General features: G+C 67.2%; 16 protein-coding genes. 10 read left to right on the top strand and 6 right to left on the bottom strand.

Annotated features, from left to right (window positions below; genetic code table 11):
- The first annotated feature begins 84 nt into the window (after window positions 1-84).
- From MTBUT4_RS18965 to MTBUT4_RS18955, 3 genes are read left to right on the top strand one after another with little or no spacing between them, the layout of a single operon-like run.
- Window positions 85-1,062 carry a hypothetical protein gene (locus MTBUT4_RS18965; protein WP_254434944.1) on the top strand — a complete coding sequence of 326 codons (978 nt, stop codon included), beginning with the start codon at window positions 85-87 and terminating at the stop codon, window positions 1,060-1,062.
- 13 nt (window positions 1,063-1,075) lie between these two features.
- Entirely contained in the window at window positions 1,076-1,987 is a 912-nt protein-coding gene (locus tag MTBUT4_RS18960; RefSeq protein WP_173981280.1) for a hypothetical protein, read from the top strand.
- A gap of 5 nt (window positions 1,988-1,992) precedes the next feature.
- Complete coding sequence (locus MTBUT4_RS18955; protein ID WP_173981279.1) at window positions 1,993-2,958, top strand: protein kinase family protein; 966 nt, start codon at window positions 1,993-1,995, stop codon at window positions 2,956-2,958.
- A gap of 73 nt (window positions 2,959-3,031) precedes the next feature.
- On the opposite strand, the gene MTBUT4_RS18950 is transcribed toward MTBUT4_RS18955, so the two are convergent.
- Window positions 3,032-5,140 carry a cation-translocating P-type ATPase gene (locus tag MTBUT4_RS18950; RefSeq protein ID WP_173981278.1) on the bottom strand — a complete coding sequence of 703 codons (2,109 nt, stop codon included), beginning with the start codon at window positions 5,138-5,140 and terminating at the stop codon, window positions 3,032-3,034.
- 425 nt (window positions 5,141-5,565) lie between these two features.
- On the opposite strand from MTBUT4_RS18950, the gene MTBUT4_RS18945 reads away from it, so the two are divergent.
- The 3 genes from MTBUT4_RS18945 to MTBUT4_RS19755 all read left to right on the top strand — a co-directional run bounded on the left by MTBUT4_RS18945 (window position 5,566) and on the right by MTBUT4_RS19755 (window position 8,389).
- Window positions 5,566-5,820, top strand: a complete 255-nt coding sequence (locus MTBUT4_RS18945) for a FeoA family protein (protein WP_173981277.1) — start codon at window positions 5,566-5,568, stop codon at window positions 5,818-5,820.
- An 18-nt stretch (window positions 5,821-5,838) separates the two neighbouring features.
- Window positions 5,839-7,947, top strand: coding sequence for a ferrous iron transport protein B (feoB, locus tag MTBUT4_RS18940; RefSeq protein WP_173981276.1), 2,109 nt, complete (start codon window positions 5,839-5,841; stop codon window positions 7,945-7,947).
- A 307-nt stretch (window positions 7,948-8,254) separates the two neighbouring features.
- Window positions 8,255-8,389, top strand: coding sequence for a hypothetical protein (locus tag MTBUT4_RS19755; protein WP_256367271.1), 135 nt, complete (start codon window positions 8,255-8,257; stop codon window positions 8,387-8,389).
- Between the two features lie 215 nt (window positions 8,390-8,604).
- On the opposite strand, the gene mamC is transcribed toward MTBUT4_RS19755, so the two are convergent.
- From mamC to MTBUT4_RS18925, 3 genes are all read right to left on the bottom strand, one after another.
- Complete coding sequence (gene mamC, locus MTBUT4_RS18935; RefSeq protein WP_173981275.1) at window positions 8,605-8,976, bottom strand: magnetosome protein MamC; 372 nt, start codon at window positions 8,974-8,976, stop codon at window positions 8,605-8,607.
- Between the two features lie 30 nt (window positions 8,977-9,006).
- Window positions 9,007-9,954, bottom strand: a complete 948-nt coding sequence (gene mamD, locus MTBUT4_RS18930; RefSeq protein ID WP_173981274.1) for a magnetosome protein MamD — start codon at window positions 9,952-9,954, stop codon at window positions 9,007-9,009.
- 74 nt (window positions 9,955-10,028) lie between these two features.
- Window positions 10,029-10,364, bottom strand: coding sequence for a hypothetical protein (locus tag MTBUT4_RS18925; RefSeq protein WP_173981273.1), 336 nt, complete (start codon window positions 10,362-10,364; stop codon window positions 10,029-10,031).
- 708 nt (window positions 10,365-11,072) lie between these two features.
- Here MTBUT4_RS18925 and MTBUT4_RS18920 point away from each other — a divergent pair.
- The 4 genes from MTBUT4_RS18920 to MTBUT4_RS18905 all read left to right on the top strand — a co-directional run bounded on the left by MTBUT4_RS18920 (window position 11,073) and on the right by MTBUT4_RS18905 (window position 14,490).
- Window positions 11,073-11,447, top strand: a complete 375-nt coding sequence (locus MTBUT4_RS18920; RefSeq protein ID WP_173981272.1) for a magnetic particle specific iron-binding protein — start codon at window positions 11,073-11,075, stop codon at window positions 11,445-11,447.
- A gap of 46 nt (window positions 11,448-11,493) precedes the next feature.
- Window positions 11,494-11,790: a hypothetical protein gene (locus MTBUT4_RS18915; RefSeq protein ID WP_254434943.1), complete on the top strand. Its 297-nt coding sequence runs from the start codon at window positions 11,494-11,496 to the stop codon at window positions 11,788-11,790.
- Between the two features lie 327 nt (window positions 11,791-12,117).
- Window positions 12,118-13,023 (top strand): hypothetical protein, encoded by a 906-nt coding sequence (locus MTBUT4_RS18910; protein ID WP_254434942.1) that lies wholly within the window; start codon window positions 12,118-12,120, stop codon window positions 13,021-13,023.
- A 3-nt stretch (window positions 13,024-13,026) separates the two neighbouring features.
- Complete coding sequence (locus MTBUT4_RS18905; protein WP_173981269.1) at window positions 13,027-14,490, top strand: heme biosynthesis HemY N-terminal domain-containing protein; 1,464 nt, start codon at window positions 13,027-13,029, stop codon at window positions 14,488-14,490.
- 225 nt (window positions 14,491-14,715) lie between these two features.
- Here the strand turns inward: MTBUT4_RS18905 and MTBUT4_RS18900 are convergent, their stop codons facing one another.
- Together MTBUT4_RS18900 and MTBUT4_RS18895 are read right to left on the bottom strand one after the other, a co-directional pair.
- Window positions 14,716-15,051 (bottom strand): hypothetical protein, encoded by a 336-nt coding sequence (locus tag MTBUT4_RS18900; protein ID WP_173981268.1) that lies wholly within the window; start codon window positions 15,049-15,051, stop codon window positions 14,716-14,718.
- 12 nt (window positions 15,052-15,063) lie between these two features.
- Window positions 15,064-15,576 (bottom strand): cell wall protein TIR3 precursor, encoded by a 513-nt coding sequence (locus tag MTBUT4_RS18895; protein ID WP_173981267.1) that lies wholly within the window; start codon window positions 15,574-15,576, stop codon window positions 15,064-15,066.
- Window positions 15,577-15,840 lie beyond the last annotated feature (264 nt).

Raw genomic sequence — 15,840 nt, 5'->3', positions numbered from 1 at the left:
GGAAGTTTGCCGCGCATGCTTTCCAAGTTGCTGCCTACCGTGGTAAGGGAGGCGGATGAGGCACTATCCGGCCAGGAGGGTGGTATGACTTATTCCCAGGACATTAGCCGGGACCGCAAGGGCCTCTTTCTTTTCATGGTCGACCAGTCCCGCTCCATGAATAAGGAGTTCTGCCGCGACAAATCCGGCCGCGCGGTCAGCCGGGCGGAAGTGGTGGCCACGGCCCTGAACGGCACCCTTGAGGAATTGGTCAATCGCTGCATGCGCGACGAAGGCGTGCGCGACTATTTCGATGTCGGCATCATCGGCTACGGCCGCATCAACCGGCCTGAATTCTGCTGGCAGGGCGCGCTGGCCGGCCGCCGTCTGGTGCCCATCGTCGAGGTGGCCAACCACGCCGAGATCGAGGAGGTCGAGATCGAGACCGAGATGCGCGGCCAGGTGCTGGTCGAGCGCCTGTCGGTGTCGCGCTGGCTGAAGCCAGTGGGCGTGGACAGCACCCCCATGCGGGCTGCCTTCCAACTGGCCCAGGCCACCATCGAGGAATGGATCCGCGCCAACCCCCATTCCTTTCCGCCCGTGGTCATCAACATCACCGACGGCATGGCCAATGACGTCAATTCCGACCAGGAATTGCTGGCGGCGGCGCGGGGCCTGTCGGGGCTTGGCACCAGCGACGGCAACGTGCTGTTGATCAACTGCCATATCGCCGGCGGCGACGAGGCCCCGGTGCTTTTCCCTGCCTCGCCGTCGGAACTTCCCCGCGACCCCTATGCACGGCTGCTTTACGACATGTCCAGCGAACTGTCCGCCCGCCACCGTTCGGTCATCTGCGAGGTGTTCGAACGCGATCTGGAGCGCACCTCCGCGATCCGGGGGCTGGCGTTCAACGCCGATGCGATGGCGCTGCTGAAGCTGCTGGATATTGGCACCCGCCAGGCTATCAGCCTGTCCCTTTCGTCCGAGACCGATGCCGACATGGATGACGTTCCAGCGGATTCCTCCGACCTTGACGGGGAGGAATTGCGGATCGAGTTCGCCGAATCGTTCGACGCTCCCTGATCAGCATCATCCCATGCTTACTTGGACGGCACTGGGACGCAGCACGGTCAAGCCCCGCAACGACAGTTTCGAAAGCGCGGGCAAGACGGTCTGGCGGCAGAACGAGGACCGGCTGCGGCTGTCGCGCACCCCGGATGGCGTGCTGGCCGCCATTTCCGATGGTGCCGGTGGCGCCGGCCTTTATTGCGGCCCATGGGCGGAACGACTGCTCACGCGCTTGCCGAGGGTTCCGTTGGCCGGCTTCAAGGCCCTGAACGAGTGGCTGGACGGATTCTGCATGGGCTTTCGCAGCGAATATGCCGCCCTGTCCCAGGCTACGCCCGTTCGGCACGCCAAGTTCGTGCGCGAGGGGTCGTTCGCGACCCTGATGGCCGGATGGCTGTCATCCCGCCAGGGGCGGGCCGCCTTGCGCTGGCTGGCCTATGGGGACAGCCTGATGCTGGTGTTCGATCGCGGCAGTGGGCGTCAACCGGCCCTGCGCCAGGTCTATCCCGGCAGTCTGGGGGTGCTCGATCGGGCGCCGCATCTGCTGAACTGGAAGGACATCCCGCGTGAATCCGCCCTGTTCGGCGGCGAGGTGATCCTGCCGCGCCACGGCACCGTCATCCTGGCCTCGGACGGGATCGGCCAGTATCTGCTGCTGCGGGCGCTGGCCGGCATGGGCCGGGGGCAGGCGGATTTTCCCATGGCGGCGGAATTCGCCCGGCTCGCTTCCAGCGACGGGCGCCTGGGCCAGGCCATCCGCAACCATCGGGCTCGGCCCCCGGGGCAGGGCTTGGGCGCGGAATTGGCCGCGTTGCGGCATAGTCTTCGTTCAGACCAGACCTTCGCCGCGCGCATGGGGCAGTTGCACCAGCGCGGCTTGCTGGCCAATGACGATTGCAGCGTGATCCTGATCGACGTCGATCAGGACGGGGACAGGTAGCGGCCATGCAGTTTCCATTGATTGCCGACTACAAGACGGCGGTCGCCAACGCCAGGGGGCGTTTCCGCACCCTGGATTTCCAGCCCATCGTGGATGCCAAGCGCAACCCGGTTTTCCTGGCCGGCAACTTCGCCGGTGTGTTCAAGGTGACGTCTCCCTCGGGCGAGACTCTGGCGCTGAAATGCTTCACGCGGGCGATGCCGGGCCTTGAACACCGCTATCATGCCATCGCCCGGTTCAGCCAGCATGGCAATTGCCCCTACATCGTACCCATGCGCTTCCTGCCGGCCGAGGTCTATGTCACCTCCAACGTCGCCCCACCCGGGGAGTATGGGGTGGTCACCATGCCCTGGATCGAAGGCAACGGATTGGGGACCGTGGTCGATATCCTGTGCCGGCGGCGCAACGGTGTGGCTCTGGCCAGCCTGACCAGGGCGTGGAGCAAGTTGTGCCTGGACCTGCTCGGGCGCGGCGTTGCCCACGGCGACCTGAAGCACGACAACGTCATGGTCACCCCGGACGGCCGGTTGCGGCTGATCGATTGCGATTCCATGTTCCTGCCTGAGTTACGGGGGCTGCAATCGACCATGCTGGGGGGCACCAACTATCAGCACCCCAAGCGGGATGTGCACCACTTCGACGCCGATGTGGATCATTTCTCCATGCTGGCGATCCTGGTGTCGTTTCGGGCGCTGACCTTCGATCCGTCCCTGTTCGCGCACCACCACAACGGCGAGAACCTGATCCTGACCCGGGCGGACTTCGTGAGGCCCGAGCGGTCCGAGCTGCTGGCCCGTATGGCGGCCAGCCAGGATTACCACCTACGCGACTGGTGCGCCCGTCTGGTCAGGGCATGCCGGGCCCCGGCGATCGCCATTCCCGACCTTAAGACGGTCATGGCCGCCGGGGTGAAGGCGGCCCCCAGCCCGGCGGAACCGCCGGTCAGGCGGCGGTTCCCGTTCTTCGGCTAGTTTCTCGCAACTCGAATGTGACAGCCCCGGGGGGGGGCGCTTGCCTTGGTGCGGGGTCCGGCCGCCGGCCCGCTCAAGTCATCGGGCGGGGTGCCGAGGCGGGCCCGCGCAGCATGCGCAAGCCGTTCAAGGCGACCAGCAGGGCGGCGCCGGTGTCGGCGGCGATGGCGCCCCACAGGGTGGCCAGATCGGCGAATGCCAGGACGGCGAAGACCGCCTTGACCGCGATAGCAAAGCCGATGTTCTGGCGGATGATGCGCATCATCCGGCGGGAATGCCCGACCAGCCAGGCAAGACAGCCCAGGTCGTCCGCCATCAGGGCCACGTCGGCGGCCTCGATGGCGGTGTCGCTGCCCGCCACGCCCATGGCGATGCCAAGCGAGGACCGCGCCATGGCCGGCGCGTCGTTGATGCCGTCGCCGACCATGGCCACCGTGCCGAACCGATCCAGCAGGGTCTCGATGGCCTGGGATTTCTCGTCGGGCAGCAGTTCGGCGTGGACCGTGTCGATGCTCAGGCTGGAGGCCACGCGGCGGGCGGTGGCGGCGTTGTCCCCGGTCAGCATGGCCTGGTGGGCGATCCCCGCCCGCCGCAGCGCCGCCAGCGCCGCCCCGGCCTGGGGTCGGACCGGGTCGGACAGGGCGATCACGCCAAGGGGGCCGCGTTCATCGCCCACGGCTACCACCGAGCGGCCGCCCTCGGCCAGCTCGCGTGCCAGGCTGGCCAAGGCGGGGGGCACGCCGCCGCCCTGATCCGCCAGATGGCGTACCGAGCCCAGCCACGCGGCACGGCCGGCCACCTGGCCGCGCAGACCCTTGCCCGGCATGGCCTGGACGGCCTCGGCCGGGGCGAAGTCCACGCCTTGGGTCAGGGCGTGCTCCACGATGGCTCGGCCCAGGGGGTGGGTGCCGCGGCTTTCCAGGGCTGCGGCGACGGCCAGGACGGAGGCCCCGTCGCTGCCGTCAAGGGCGACGACGGTTTCCACCTCCGGGCGACCCAGGGTGATGGTGCCGGTCTTGTCGAAGGCCACGGCCGTCAGGCGCGAGGCCACTTCCAGATGCTCGCCCCCCTTCACCAGGATGCCGGCCCGGGCGGCCGACGCCATGGCGGCGACCACCGTCAGCGGAGTCGAGATCACCAGGGCACATGGACACGAAATCACCAGCAGGACCAGCGCCTGAAATATCCCTTCCTGCCAGCCCCGTCCCAGCAGCAGCGGCGGCAGAACGGCCACGGCGACGGCGACGGCCAGGACGATGGGGGTATAGATGGCGGCGAAGCGGTCGATCCAGCGTTCGACCTTTGACTTGCGCCCCTGTGCGGCCTCGACCATGCGCACCACCTTGCTAAGGGTGCTGTCCGATGCCGGCTTCAGGGTCTCGATCTCGATGGCGCCCTCGGTGTTGATGGTGCCGGCGAAAACCTCGCCGCCGGGCCCCTTGGGCACCGGCAGGCTTTCGCCGGTGATGGGGGCCTGGTTGATCAGGCTTTCGCCGGCCACGATCCGGCCGTCCAGCGGGATGCGTTCGCCGGCCAGGACGATGCAGATCTCGCCGACGGCCACCATGTCGGGCGGCAGCACCTCTTCCGTATCGTGCGGGCGCTTGACCCGTGCCTGGGTGGGGGCCAGGTCCAGCAGGGCGGCGATGCCCCGGCGGGCGCGTTCGGTGCTCCAAGCCTCCAGGGACAGGGACAGGGCGAACAGGGCCGAGACCGATGCGGCCTCCATCCAGTCGCCCATGATCAGGGCGCAGAGGACGGCTATGGTCATCAGCAGGTTCATGTCAGGCCGCAGCGCCCTGAGCGCATAGGCCGCCTTGGGCAGAACCATCCACAGCCCGATGGTGACGGCCACAAGTTCCGCGCCCCGGGCGGCGGCGGCCAAGCCCGGCGCCTGATCCAGCGCCAAGGCGGCCACCGTGGCGGCGGCGCTAAGCGCAGCCATGGCCGCCTGCCGTCGGCGATGCGCCTGGGCCGCCCGATCCCGGTCGGTGGCGGTCGCGGCCTCCCACGGCTCGGCCTTCATGCCGGTCTTGCCGATGGCGGCGACGACCACGTCGGGGGATATGGATGCTGGCACCGTCATTTTGCCGGCAAGCAGGTCGAAGGCCGGTTCTTGTCCGGCGGGCATCAACGGCTCGATCGCCGCCCGCAGGACGGGGATCTCGGCCGCGCAGCACATGCCGCTGATCCTGAAGGCGCGCCGGACGGCCTCGCTGCCCGGCGCGGGCCGGCCGACGACGGAAGGGGCCGGCCCCGAGGGGGCAGGGGGCGATCCGCAGCACGATCCAGAACAGCATGAACTTGCCATGGATGAATGCCTTTCTAGCCTTTGGCGCCCGGATGCGCCGGGGGCAGGCGTCTGAGGTATTGGTAGCCAAAAGTGCGGGTGACTCGCGGCATCGACGGCAAGCTACATGAGAATGCATATCAAAGTTAAGGGAAATGCGGATGTTTGTGAAATGGTTCCAGGTATGCTCTGGTGAGGCTTGCCCCCCCCCCCCCCACTATGTTAAAGGACATAAAGATAATCACTCGCATTTGCCTGTCTCGCCCTCGACTCGAGGACGGACTGATCTTCCCATCGTTTCGTTCAAGGGGGAAAAAATGACGCATCAGGAATTGGACGGCATCGTGACGCTGGCGGATCTGCTGCCCAGTCAAGAAGCCGAGATTGTCAGGATCGAAACCGACGACACGGTATTCAAGCGTCGCATGCAGTCGCTTGGGGTGGTGCTGGGCACCCGCGTCAGCCTGCATCGTTCCGCCCCGCTGGGGGATCCCCGCATCTATACCCTGATGGGATACAGTCTGGGGCTGCGTAATGCCGAGGCCCGGCAGATCCGTGTCCGCGTGAAGTAATCGTTAAGGAAACCAGTGATGAAATCTCCCGTCACCGTGGCGCTGGTGGGCAACCCAAACGCCGGATCATCGAGCCTGTTCAGTGCCCTGACCGGGGTCCAGGTCGCCATCGCGAATTATCCGCGCGTGACCACCGAACTGGCCAGCCAGGATGTCACGCATAAGGGGGTGGCCCTGCGCATCATCGATGTGCCCGGCATTTTCTCCACCTCGTCGCGCTCCCCCGAGGAACTGGTCGGGTGCGACTTCATCCGTAGGGGTGAGGCCGACATCATCGTCAACGTCCTGGACGGCGGCAATTTGGACCGTAGCCTGTTCCTCAGCTCGCAGCTGATCGAGACCGGCCGGCCCCGGGTCACGGTGCTGAACATGATCGACGAGGTGCGCAAGGCCGGCATCCGCCTCGATCACGCCATGCTGGCCTCGGCTTTGGGCTCGCCGGTGGTGGAGACCTGCGCGCTGCGCAAGGAGGGCGTCGAGGCCCTGCTGGACGCCATCGTCCAGGTGGCGACCAATCCTCCGCCCCAGCCGATGAGGCTGCATTACGACCAGCACCTGGAAGGCGCCATCGACCGCATCCAGGGCCACATGGTCACCCTGCACGGCGCCATGGACGGACATCGCGCCCGCTGGCTCGCCATCAAGCTGCTGGAAGGCGACGAGCAATTGCTGCGCGGCGAGGCCGAGCATGCCGAGTTGATCGAAGAGATCAAGCGCGAGCAAAATTCCCTGACGCACGAGCATGACGAAGACAGCGCCGGCCTGCTGGCGGCGGCGCGCTTCGCCTTCTCCAACGGCCTGCTGCGCGAGGTCCGCCACCACGATGGCGACGTTTCCGCCGGATTCAATGCGACGCGCCTGCTGGACGATTTCTTCCTCAACCGGACCCTGGGCCTGCCGCTGCTGCTCGGCATCCTGTGGGTGATGTTCCAGACCACCTTCAGCCTGGGCGCCATTCCCACGGATTGGATCAAGGCGGGAGTCGAACTGGCCACGACCTATGTGGACGGCGCCCTGCCGCCGGGCATGTTCCACGACCTGGTCATCGACGGTGTCATGGCCGGCGTGGGCGGAACCATCGTCTTCCTGCCCAACATCGTCATCCTGTTCTTCTTCATGGCCATCCTCAGCGGCACCGGATACATCGCTCGCGCCAGCTTCCTGATGGACCGGGTGATGCACCATTTCGGGCTGCACGGCACCACCCTGATCCCCATGGTCGCCGGCTTCGGCTGCAATGTTCCGGCGGTCATGGCCACCCGCGTCATCACCAACAAGCGGGCCCGGCTGATCGCCATGCTGATCGCGCCGTTCATGAACTGCTCGGCCCGCCTGCCGGTCTATATCCTGTTCGCGGGCGCCTTTTTCGCCGATATCGCCGGCACGGTGGTATTCGCCATGTACATGGCCTCGATCGGCGCGGCCATGCTGTCGGCGGTGGTTCTGAATCGGATCATCCCCGGCAGCGGTGGCGATGCCTTTGTGATGGAATTGCCGCCCTACCGTCTGCCGACCCTGCATTCGGTGCTGCACCATATGTGGGACAGCGCCCAGGGTTTCGTGGCCAAGGTCACGGGCGTCATTCTGGTGGGCTCGGTCGTGATCTGGTTCCTGCAGGAATTCCCGCGCGACATCGCCTATACCCAGGATTTCGGCGCCGCCATCGAGGAACAGGAGGCGCAGCCCGACGGTCCGGAAAAGGACAAGGCGCTGAAGGTCCTGAAGTCCAAGCAGGCGCAGGAAAAGCTGGAAGGCAGCTATCTTGGCCGGGCATCCATCGCTGTGACGCCGCTGTTCGAGCCGCTGGGTTTTACCTGGCGCGATTCGGCGGCCATCATGACCGGCTTCGTCGCCAAGGAAGTGGTGGTAGCCACCTATGCGGTGATCTTCGCCCAGGAAGAGGAATCGGACGACCTGACCGAGGCGCTGCGGGGCGCCATGGCCCCGGCGACGGCCATTGCCTTCATGATCTTCACCCTGCTCTATGCCCCTTGCCTGTCCACCATCGCCATCATCGGCAAGGAATCGAATAGCTGGCGATGGGCGGGGTTCTCGGTAGCCTACAGCATGGCCTTCGCGTGGACCATGTCCCTGATCGTGGGGAGCGTCAGCAAGCTTCTGCTGTGATGCGGGCGGTCGTCCGGTGAGCGCAAGCATCCCGGACTAAAGAAGCAGCGGGGCGTGGGTGGAAGGGGTGGAACGATGCGGACCGTCCCTTCCGCCATCTCACCATTATGGGAAAGGTGTTGTCGTGTGGGATTCCTTCCTTGATGGTGCGGCCATCGCCGCCATTGGCGGCTTGGCCGCCTTTTTCCTTGCCCGCCATGTGTGGCGGATCTGCCGGCCCAAGGCCGGTCCGTCCTGCGGCGGCGGCTGCGGCTGCGGCTCGAAGGGACGCGATTCAGCCTGCCATTGACCGGACACGGGGATTGCGATGCAGCCCTTTGGCCAGCAGCCCAGGAACGGAAAGATCAAGATCGGCATCATGCTGATCCTGGCGGCGGCGGTCGCCGTCTTCGAGGAAGCGGACAGGATCGCCGGGGTGATGCGGCGAATTCTTTGGGAATGATAGCTTCCAGGAATTCCGGATTCCTGGAACCGCCATCCCGGCATCCGCCGAGGGCACGCCCCCGACCGTCGCCGAGCAGCGGCCCCGGCGCGTTCTTTGCCGAGCCGCGAAGAACAAAAATAATGCCCTGGACGGGGCGTGCGGACTTTTCCGAAAACAGCAATCTTCGCTTTGCCCCGCCGGGCCCGCCCGTGGGGACGGCCCGGCGGCAGGAGTCAGGCCAGTTCTTCCCGCAGGATGTCCTCGTCACCGGCCGCTTCGGCGCCGGTTTTGAGCAACCGCTTTTCGACCAGTTCGGCGGCGCGGTCCCAGGCATATTTCGCGGCGACGCCGGCAACCACGGCGGTGCCCAGGGATACCACCAGCCCGCCGCCCACGGCGGTGGCGGCGACGGCCGACAGCGCGGTGGCGAGGCCGGCGCCCACGGTTTCCTTGCCGGTGTCGATGGCCGCTTCGGTGGTGGAAATCTGCTGATCCTTGACGCGCTGCACGTTCTTGGCCAGGGCGGCGGCGCCGCCGACGATGGCGCCGAAGACACCGATGCCGGGAACGGACTTGGCTAGGAAGGGGGCGAGTTGGAAGGTCAAGACGGAATACCTCTCAAAGGAAGGGCGGGATCAAGCCTGGGAATCGTTGACGGCGGCAAGCAGGGCGTCGTCGGAAACGTCCGGTACGGCGCGGCGGCGGCGGTACCAGGCGTACAGCGCCCCAGCGCCGACGATGCCGGCGGCGCCGATGATCACCGGCCCCCAGGCGCCCAGACCCAGGCCCAGGCCAACGCCAACGCCCTTGGCCGACAGGATGGCGCTGCCGCTACCGGCGGCGGCGATGGGATTGATGACACCCGTCCCGGCGGCAAATAGGGCGGAGCCGCCCAGGCCGGCAGCGGCGCCCCCGGCCGTGGTGGTGGTGGTGGCGGCGGCGGGCATGAACTTGGCGGCGACAGCGCCTGCCCCGGCAGCCTTGGCGGCCCCGGCGGCGGCCGGCTTCAGCACCAGGTATTTGCCGGTGGTGCCGCCGACCACCGGGCTTGGGGCAACGACGAAGGTCTTGCCCACCAGCCCGCCGGTCTGGGTCATGGTGTTCTGAACGTTCAGCGCCACCAGATTGCCCCCGCCGACGGGATTGAGATACAGCATCCCCACGCCCTTGGTGCCGGCCGCGACGGGCGGCTGGGCCACGGTGAAGCTCTTTCCGGCCAAGACCGGCAGCTTGGCGGCGGCGGCGGTGCCCTCCACCTTCAGCATGACCACCTGGCCCGATGTGGCGGCGACGGCACCCGATGACGCCGCCACCGGTGACAGCGAGATCCAGTTGCCGATGCCGCCGATGGTGGCCGGGGTCTTGCCGACCACGACGCTTTTGCCGATCAGGGCCTTCAGTTCGGCCGCCTGGCGCGCCGAATCAAGCTTGACCACCACGGGCGCCTGTCCGGCGCCGGGCGCCAGGGTGGCAAGGCTGGTGGTGGCCGAAACCTTGGTGACGGTGACGGTCTGCCCCGCCAGGGCGCCGACTTGGGCGGCCTGGTTGGCGCTTTCGACCTTTGCCAGAAGAAGTGTTTGCATCGAATATCCTTGATCTTACGGGCTGCCGACGGGGCGTTTTTCCTTTCCCCGGGAACGCCCGGGGTCGAGAAGCCTCAGATATAGGCGGCGGCGTGGCTGACCAGGGGCAGGCGCCAGGCGCGGCGCAGGGCCACCGAGGCCAGGCCGGCCAGCGACAGGATCAGCACGCCGGTGGAGGAAAAGCCGAACACCCACTTGCCAACGCCGGGAAGATGAAGGGCGAACATGGCCAGCATGCTCCACATCCACAGGACCAAGCCCTGCTTGGCATGGAAATAGACGAATTCATCATCCCGGCTCATGAGCAGGGGGACGAAGCACAGCACTCCGACATAGCTGAATGCCGCGAACACCTGCGAGCGGGTGCTGCCCGCCACGCTGGGGCCAAGAAGAGCTGCCGGATTGATCATGGCGTGTCCCCGCTTTCTTATAGTCCGTAACAATTCGAGTTGCGCGCGAAGCGGGAGAGGTGCCGGTCTGTCCCGCCCCCCGTCACCCGGCGTCGGCGGTTAACTTAATAAATTCCGCTTTAAAAGGAAAGGGGGCAATCGATGCGGTTGCGGGCGTAGGCGGCATGCCGGTTGTGAAGTTCAATTGGGGTCCCAAGCCTCCCTTTTGTTGACTGCGGTCCGGCCGTTGTGGCAATGGATACGGCGCAATGCGGCAAGGGGTGGGCAATGTTCGATCCGTGGAGTGTGTCAGCTGGGATCCTGTTGATTTTGCTGGTGCTTGGCGGGATTCTTCGCCTTCGTGGCGAGCGGCCCTGTGGCAAGGGCGGGTGTTCGGCGAGGTGTCCGACGCATCGGGATCGAGGTGCGTGCGAATAATTATCGATTACATGTTGGCTTTCGGCATTAGTGGTGTTGATTTGTCTCTGGCGTTTCAATGACTGATGACTTAAGGTCCGGGAAGCGATTTCGTATGCCATTCATATGGCTCGGTGTTTCGGGCGGGCGGCCGTTGGCCGTCATTCGTGTTCCGTCGCGCCGGTCCATTTGCGCAGTTGTAAGGAGGGATGTGACGTGCAGGCTGCTCAGACCACCAATGGGGTTGTGTGTCCGACTGGCATTCCGGGCGGGGCAAAGGCCGCCGCCGCGCGTGAAGTCGAGCGCGAGGGCTTGACCGCCAAGACCGGGACCGCCGCCAAGACCGGCACCGCCGCCAAGACCGGCGCCGCCGCCAAGACCGGCACCGCCGCCAAGGCCGGCACCGTTGCGGCCAAGGCCGCGCCCGCCGCAACCAAGATCGCCGCCGCACCGATGGCGCAGGGCGGCGTGGCCGCCGCTGGTGGCAGTGTCGGCGCCAAGGCCGTCGGTGGAACCATCTGGACGGGCAAGGGGCTCAGCCTGGGCCTGGGCCTGGGCCTGGGCGCCTGGGGGCCGGTGATCCTGGGCGTCGTCGGCGCCGGCGCCGCCTATGCCTATTTCAAGAGCCGCCAGGTGGAAGCGTCGCAGAGCGACGAGGAAGCCGAACTCCGCGACGCGCTGGCCTGATAGCGGAAGGGGGAGCAGGATGTCGGAAGCAGTTTTGCGCACTACCTTGAGTGCGCGTACCACCGTCATGGCGGCGCTGTCCTATCTCAGCGTGCTGTGCTTCGTTCCGCTGGTTCTCGAGCGCGAGGACGAGTTCGTCTACTTCCATGCCAAGCAGGGGATGGTCCTGTGGATCTGGGGTGTGGTGGCGCTGTTCTCGCTGCACATTCCGGTGCTGGGCGGCTGGATTTTCGGGCTGTCCTCCATGGGGGTGCTGGTGTTCTCGGTGCTTGGGCTGGTGTCGGTGGTGTTCCAGCGCGCCTGGAAGTTGCCGGTGATCAGCTGGCTGTCCGATCGCTTCTGATCGGCTTTCCGTTGTGAGATTCGTTCCCCCGGGCGGGCGGCTGATGGCCCCTCGCCCGGGGGTCTGTTTTTCGGGACCGGTTTCGTCGCCTGACGCCGAGGCCAATGTTTGCCTTGCCAAAATCTCCGGCGATCAAGAAAATCACGTGGTTCTCGGCATGGTCTCGAAGGGAAAGCGGTTGCGATGGGTGTCGACGACAGGGTGCGGGCCCGCGGCGCGGAACGGGAAGGCCGTGGCGGCGGGGGCGCCATAGGGATACTTATTCTGGCGGGTGCCGTCGTGGGCGTCATCCTGGGCTGGAATTGGCTGGCTCCCCGTGTAGGGGGCGTGTCCGAATCCTGGTCCGCCTGGCTGGGCGGGGCCGCCGCAGGCGGCGGCAGCGCGCGTCCGGCCACCCTGGAGGAACGGGTGGACGTTCTGGAATCCGCGCTGGAGCCCTTGGCCTATCGGCTGGCTGATTTCGACCGCCGACTGGGAGCGGTGGAGGCGGCGGCTCGCAAGCTGGAATCGGCACCGATGCACGCGGCCGGCAAGGCCGAGGCCAATGGCGACGAACAGGCGCAACTGGCGCGGCTAAGCACCGACCTGGCGGCGCTGAAGACGGAATTGGAGGTCCTGCGCAAGGTCGCGGGCGACGAAGGCGGCGCGGCGAAGCTGTCCAACGCGGTGGAAAAGGCCGAGGCGTCGTTCCGTCGCATGGCCGAGCGGCGCGATCGGGCGCCGGTGTTTCTGGCCGTTCTTGGGCAATTGCGCGAGGCGGTGGACCGGGGAACCGCGTTCGAGCTTCAGATCCGGGCGGCCCTGACCCTGGGCGACAAGGGCCTGTCGGATCGGTTGGGACCGCTTCTGCCCCATGCGGGCACTGGTATTGCCACCCGCGTCGCCCTGGCCGAGGGGTTCACCGGCGTGGCCCAGCAGGCGCGCCGCGCCATGGCCGCCGCCGGTGCGTCCTGGGTGCCGCCGGTCCTGCGCCGCTGGCTGGGTGCCGCCGTGGTGGTCCGCAGGGCGGAAGGTGGTGGCGAGGGGGCCGAGGCCGCGCTGGATTCCGCCCTGCGCCTGGTGGCCGGAGGCGACTTGGGCGCGGGGGTGGCGGCGGTGCGGGATGTGGAAGGCCCCGCCGCCGAGGTCCTGCTGCCCTGGGTCGAGGCCGCCGAGATTCGCCTGCGGGCGGATGCGACGCTATCTGAATTATCGACGGCGGCCATGACCGTCGCCGCCTCTCGGGACGAATAAGTCATGTTTTTGCGAGCATTCGGCTTTCTTCTGTTCGTCTCGCCCGTAGTGCTGCTGACCCTTTGGTTCTCGGATAACGCCGGGGTGGTGCAGGTCGAATGGCTGGGCTGGCATGTGGACACCAACGTGCCGGTCCTGCTGTGCGTTCTTCTGGTCCTGTTCCTGGTGTTGTCGGGATTGTCGCGCCTGTCGATGCTGGTGGTGGCGCTGCCGGGGCGGCTGGGCCGTTCGCGCCAAGTCCGCAACCGCGAGCGCGGCATGGCCGCGCTGCTGGAGGCGCTTGAACTGGCGGGGACCGGCGACCCGACCGAGGTGCGGCACCACGCCGCCGAGGCGGCCAAGCTGTTGGAAAGTCCTGAGCTGGCCGCCCGTTTGGACAAGGTGCTGCCCCGTTCCTCATCGCCCCGCCACCAGTCGGCGGCGGAAGACGGCGAGCCGGCGAAGGCCCGCTCGGCCGGACGCCGTGGGGTACAGGCCCGAATGCACGAGAGCCCGCCGCCGCCTACGGACACTGAGGCCGAACTGGCCAAGCTGCGCGCTATCGTCGAACGGGCCCATCCCACCCCGCCGCCCACCGCGCCGGCCGGGGACCTTCCGCCCGTCCGCCAGGCCGAACCCGCCCCCGAACCGCAGCCTCAACCCGCCCCGGAGCCGGCCGCGGTGCCGGTGCCGGCGGATGCATCCGACGACGACAAGACCGCCTTTGCCCAGGTGCTGCGCCAGGGTGCCTGGGGCGAGGCGGCGGCCTGGCTGGACCTCGCCGCCGGTCGCCTGCCTGCCGGAATTGCCGACAGATGGCGGGTTCTGGCACGGGTTGCCGAGGCGCAATCCGTCGCCGCCACCGATGCCGCCCGCGCCGCCCAACTGGCCGGCGAGGCGCTGGCCCTGAACGGGGCCGATCTGGCGGCTTGGATGGTGCTGTTGGAATCCCTTGTGGCCCAGGGAGATAGTTTCGGGGCGGCGGATGCCCTGGCGCGGTCCTGGCGGGTTCTGCCCAATAGGGTGTTGCCGCGCATTTGCGCCTCGCTGTGGCCGGACGAGACGCCCGAGCAACGGCTGGCGCGTTGCGAGGCCATGGCCGAGTCGCACCCGCACCAGCCCGACGCCCATCTGGTCGTTGGCGAGGCGGCGGTGTTGGCGCAAAAGTGGGGCGTGGCCCGCCGCCATCTGATGGCGGTCCTGAAGGCGGGGCCGGATGGCCAGGCGGCCCGGCTGATGGCCGAGGTCGAGGACCGCGAGCCCGGCGGGTCGGCGCGTGCCGCCGAGGTCTGGCGCCAACGCGAGCATGGGGCGCCGGCGGCGCCCACCTGGGTCTGCGGCCAATGCGGGGCAAGCCATGGGCGCTGGTCGTGGGAATGCCCGAAATGTTCGGGTCTGGACCGATTGGCCTGGGGACGTCCGGCCGCCGCCATCGCGCTGGCGACCGATGCAGGCGCTGACACAGGCAAGGTCGACGCTCAGGCGTGACCGGCGGCACGGCCCGGGTCCTGCGCCCAATGGGGCATAGGGCCCGTGGTTCCGGTCATCGGCGAAGATGATTTTCAGGAAATCGATGGGCCGTCTTGGGGCGTTCGCATTCGGAACGCGGCGCCTTGACTGGCCGGGGCAGGGGCGGCACATGCCATTGGAGGCAAGGCCGCCGTCCCGGTGCCCATGAAACGGCGCTTGGGCCGTTTCATGGGCCGGGCGGCATCAGATTCGGTCGGCGATGTAGCTGACCGCCGGAAGCTTCCACGCGCGGCGGAAGGCGACCGACAGCAGGCCGGCGAGTGACAGCAGCAGGATCAGCATCGACGACAGGCCGAAGAACCACTTGCCGATAACCGGCACTTCGACCGCGAACAGGGACAGCACGGCCCACATCCACAGAACCAGCCCCTGCTTGGCGTGGAACTGAACGAATTCGTCGTCCTGGTTCCGCAGCAGCGGCACGAAGCAAAGAATGCCCAGGTAGCTGAGGGCGGAGAGCACCAGCGACTTGAAGTCGGTTCCGCTTTCCTGTGAAAGCCCGATGGTTTGCGCGTTCATCATGATCCTCCGTCAGGCAGCCTGGGCCGGGGCCTCGGCCTCGGTCGCCTTGCGTTTCTTGTAATATTCATAAAGAGCGGCGGCGCCGGCCAGGCCGACCACGCCAAGCAATACCGGCCCCCAGGCGCCCAGGCCCAGGCCCAAGCCCAGGCTAAGCCCCTTGCCCGAAAGCAGGGCGCTGCCGCCGCAGGCTGTCGACAGTGGGCTGGCGCCCACCATGGCGGCCGGCGCGGCTGTGGCAGCGCCGGCCGCACTCGCGCCACCGACGGTGGCGGCGGCCTTGACCTTGATGCCGCCAGCGGCTGCCTTGGTGGTCCCGGCGGCGGTCGCGGCACCGGTCCCCTTGGCGGCACCGGCGGCCATCTTGGCGCCGCCGGTCTTCACGCCGGCGGCCTTGGCCGCCGCAGCCTCACGCTCGACCTCGGCGGCGGCCTGGGCTGCCCCGGTCTTGGCCGTGGCGGTCTTTGCGGCGCCCGCTTTCACCGTGGCAGCCTGCGCTGCCCCTTCTCGCTCGATTTCGGGCATTATCGTCCCGGCCAAGGGGGCGGGCGTGGTGCCGGCAGCCGCCGATCCGGCTGTTACTGGCGTTGCCATGGTCTAAGCTCCAATCCCATTCGTCCAAACGGATATCCCTTTATGGCGAATCCTTATGTCGAAGGCAATGCAGATTTTACCATTCGCTGTGTGATTGCCCAAAAAAGATAATAATCACTATCAACTTCCTAGAATGATGCTGCGGTACCCCGGCAGCATGCGGTGTATGTTTGTTGGTTTTGGGGGGGGGGGGGG

Source organism: Magnetospirillum sp. UT-4, from assembly GCF_902729435.1.
GTDB lineage: Bacteria > Pseudomonadota > Alphaproteobacteria > Rhodospirillales > Magnetospirillaceae > Magnetospirillum.
This window is presented reverse-complemented; position numbering and strand designations above follow the sequence as displayed.

What these genes read in the sequence shown, in the direction of transcription:
- MTBUT4_RS18950 (WP_173981278.1), bottom strand. Translation starts at nt 5,140, where the DNA reads ATGTGCTGCGCGGCCGAGATCCCCGTCCTGCGGGCGGCGATCGAGCCG.
- MTBUT4_RS18900 (WP_173981268.1), bottom strand. Translation starts at nt 15,051, where the DNA reads ATGAACGCGCAAACCATCGGGCTTTCACAGGAAAGCGGAACCGACTTC.
- MTBUT4_RS18925 (WP_173981273.1), bottom strand. Translation starts at nt 10,364, where the DNA reads ATGATCAATCCGGCAGCTCTTCTTGGCCCCAGCGTGGCGGGCAGCACC.
- mamD (WP_173981274.1), bottom strand. Translation starts at nt 9,954, where the DNA reads ATGCAAACACTTCTTCTGGCAAAGGTCGAAAGCGCCAACCAGGCCGCC.
- MTBUT4_RS18945 (WP_173981277.1), top strand. Translation starts at nt 5,566, where the DNA reads ATGACGCATCAGGAATTGGACGGCATCGTGACGCTGGCGGATCTGCTG.
- feoB (WP_173981276.1), top strand. Translation starts at nt 5,839, where the DNA reads ATGAAATCTCCCGTCACCGTGGCGCTGGTGGGCAACCCAAACGCCGGA.
- MTBUT4_RS18905 (WP_173981269.1), top strand. Translation starts at nt 13,027, where the DNA reads ATGTTTTTGCGAGCATTCGGCTTTCTTCTGTTCGTCTCGCCCGTAGTG.
- MTBUT4_RS18960 (WP_173981280.1), top strand. Translation starts at nt 1,076, where the DNA reads ATGCTTACTTGGACGGCACTGGGACGCAGCACGGTCAAGCCCCGCAAC.
- MTBUT4_RS18955 (WP_173981279.1), top strand. Translation starts at nt 1,993, where the DNA reads ATGCAGTTTCCATTGATTGCCGACTACAAGACGGCGGTCGCCAACGCC.
- MTBUT4_RS19755 (WP_256367271.1), top strand. Translation starts at nt 8,255, where the DNA reads ATGCAGCCCTTTGGCCAGCAGCCCAGGAACGGAAAGATCAAGATCGGC.
- MTBUT4_RS18895 (WP_173981267.1), bottom strand. Translation starts at nt 15,576, where the DNA reads ATGCCCGAAATCGAGCGAGAAGGGGCAGCGCAGGCTGCCACGGTGAAA.
- MTBUT4_RS18965 (WP_254434944.1), top strand. Translation starts at nt 85, where the DNA reads ATGACTTATTCCCAGGACATTAGCCGGGACCGCAAGGGCCTCTTTCTT.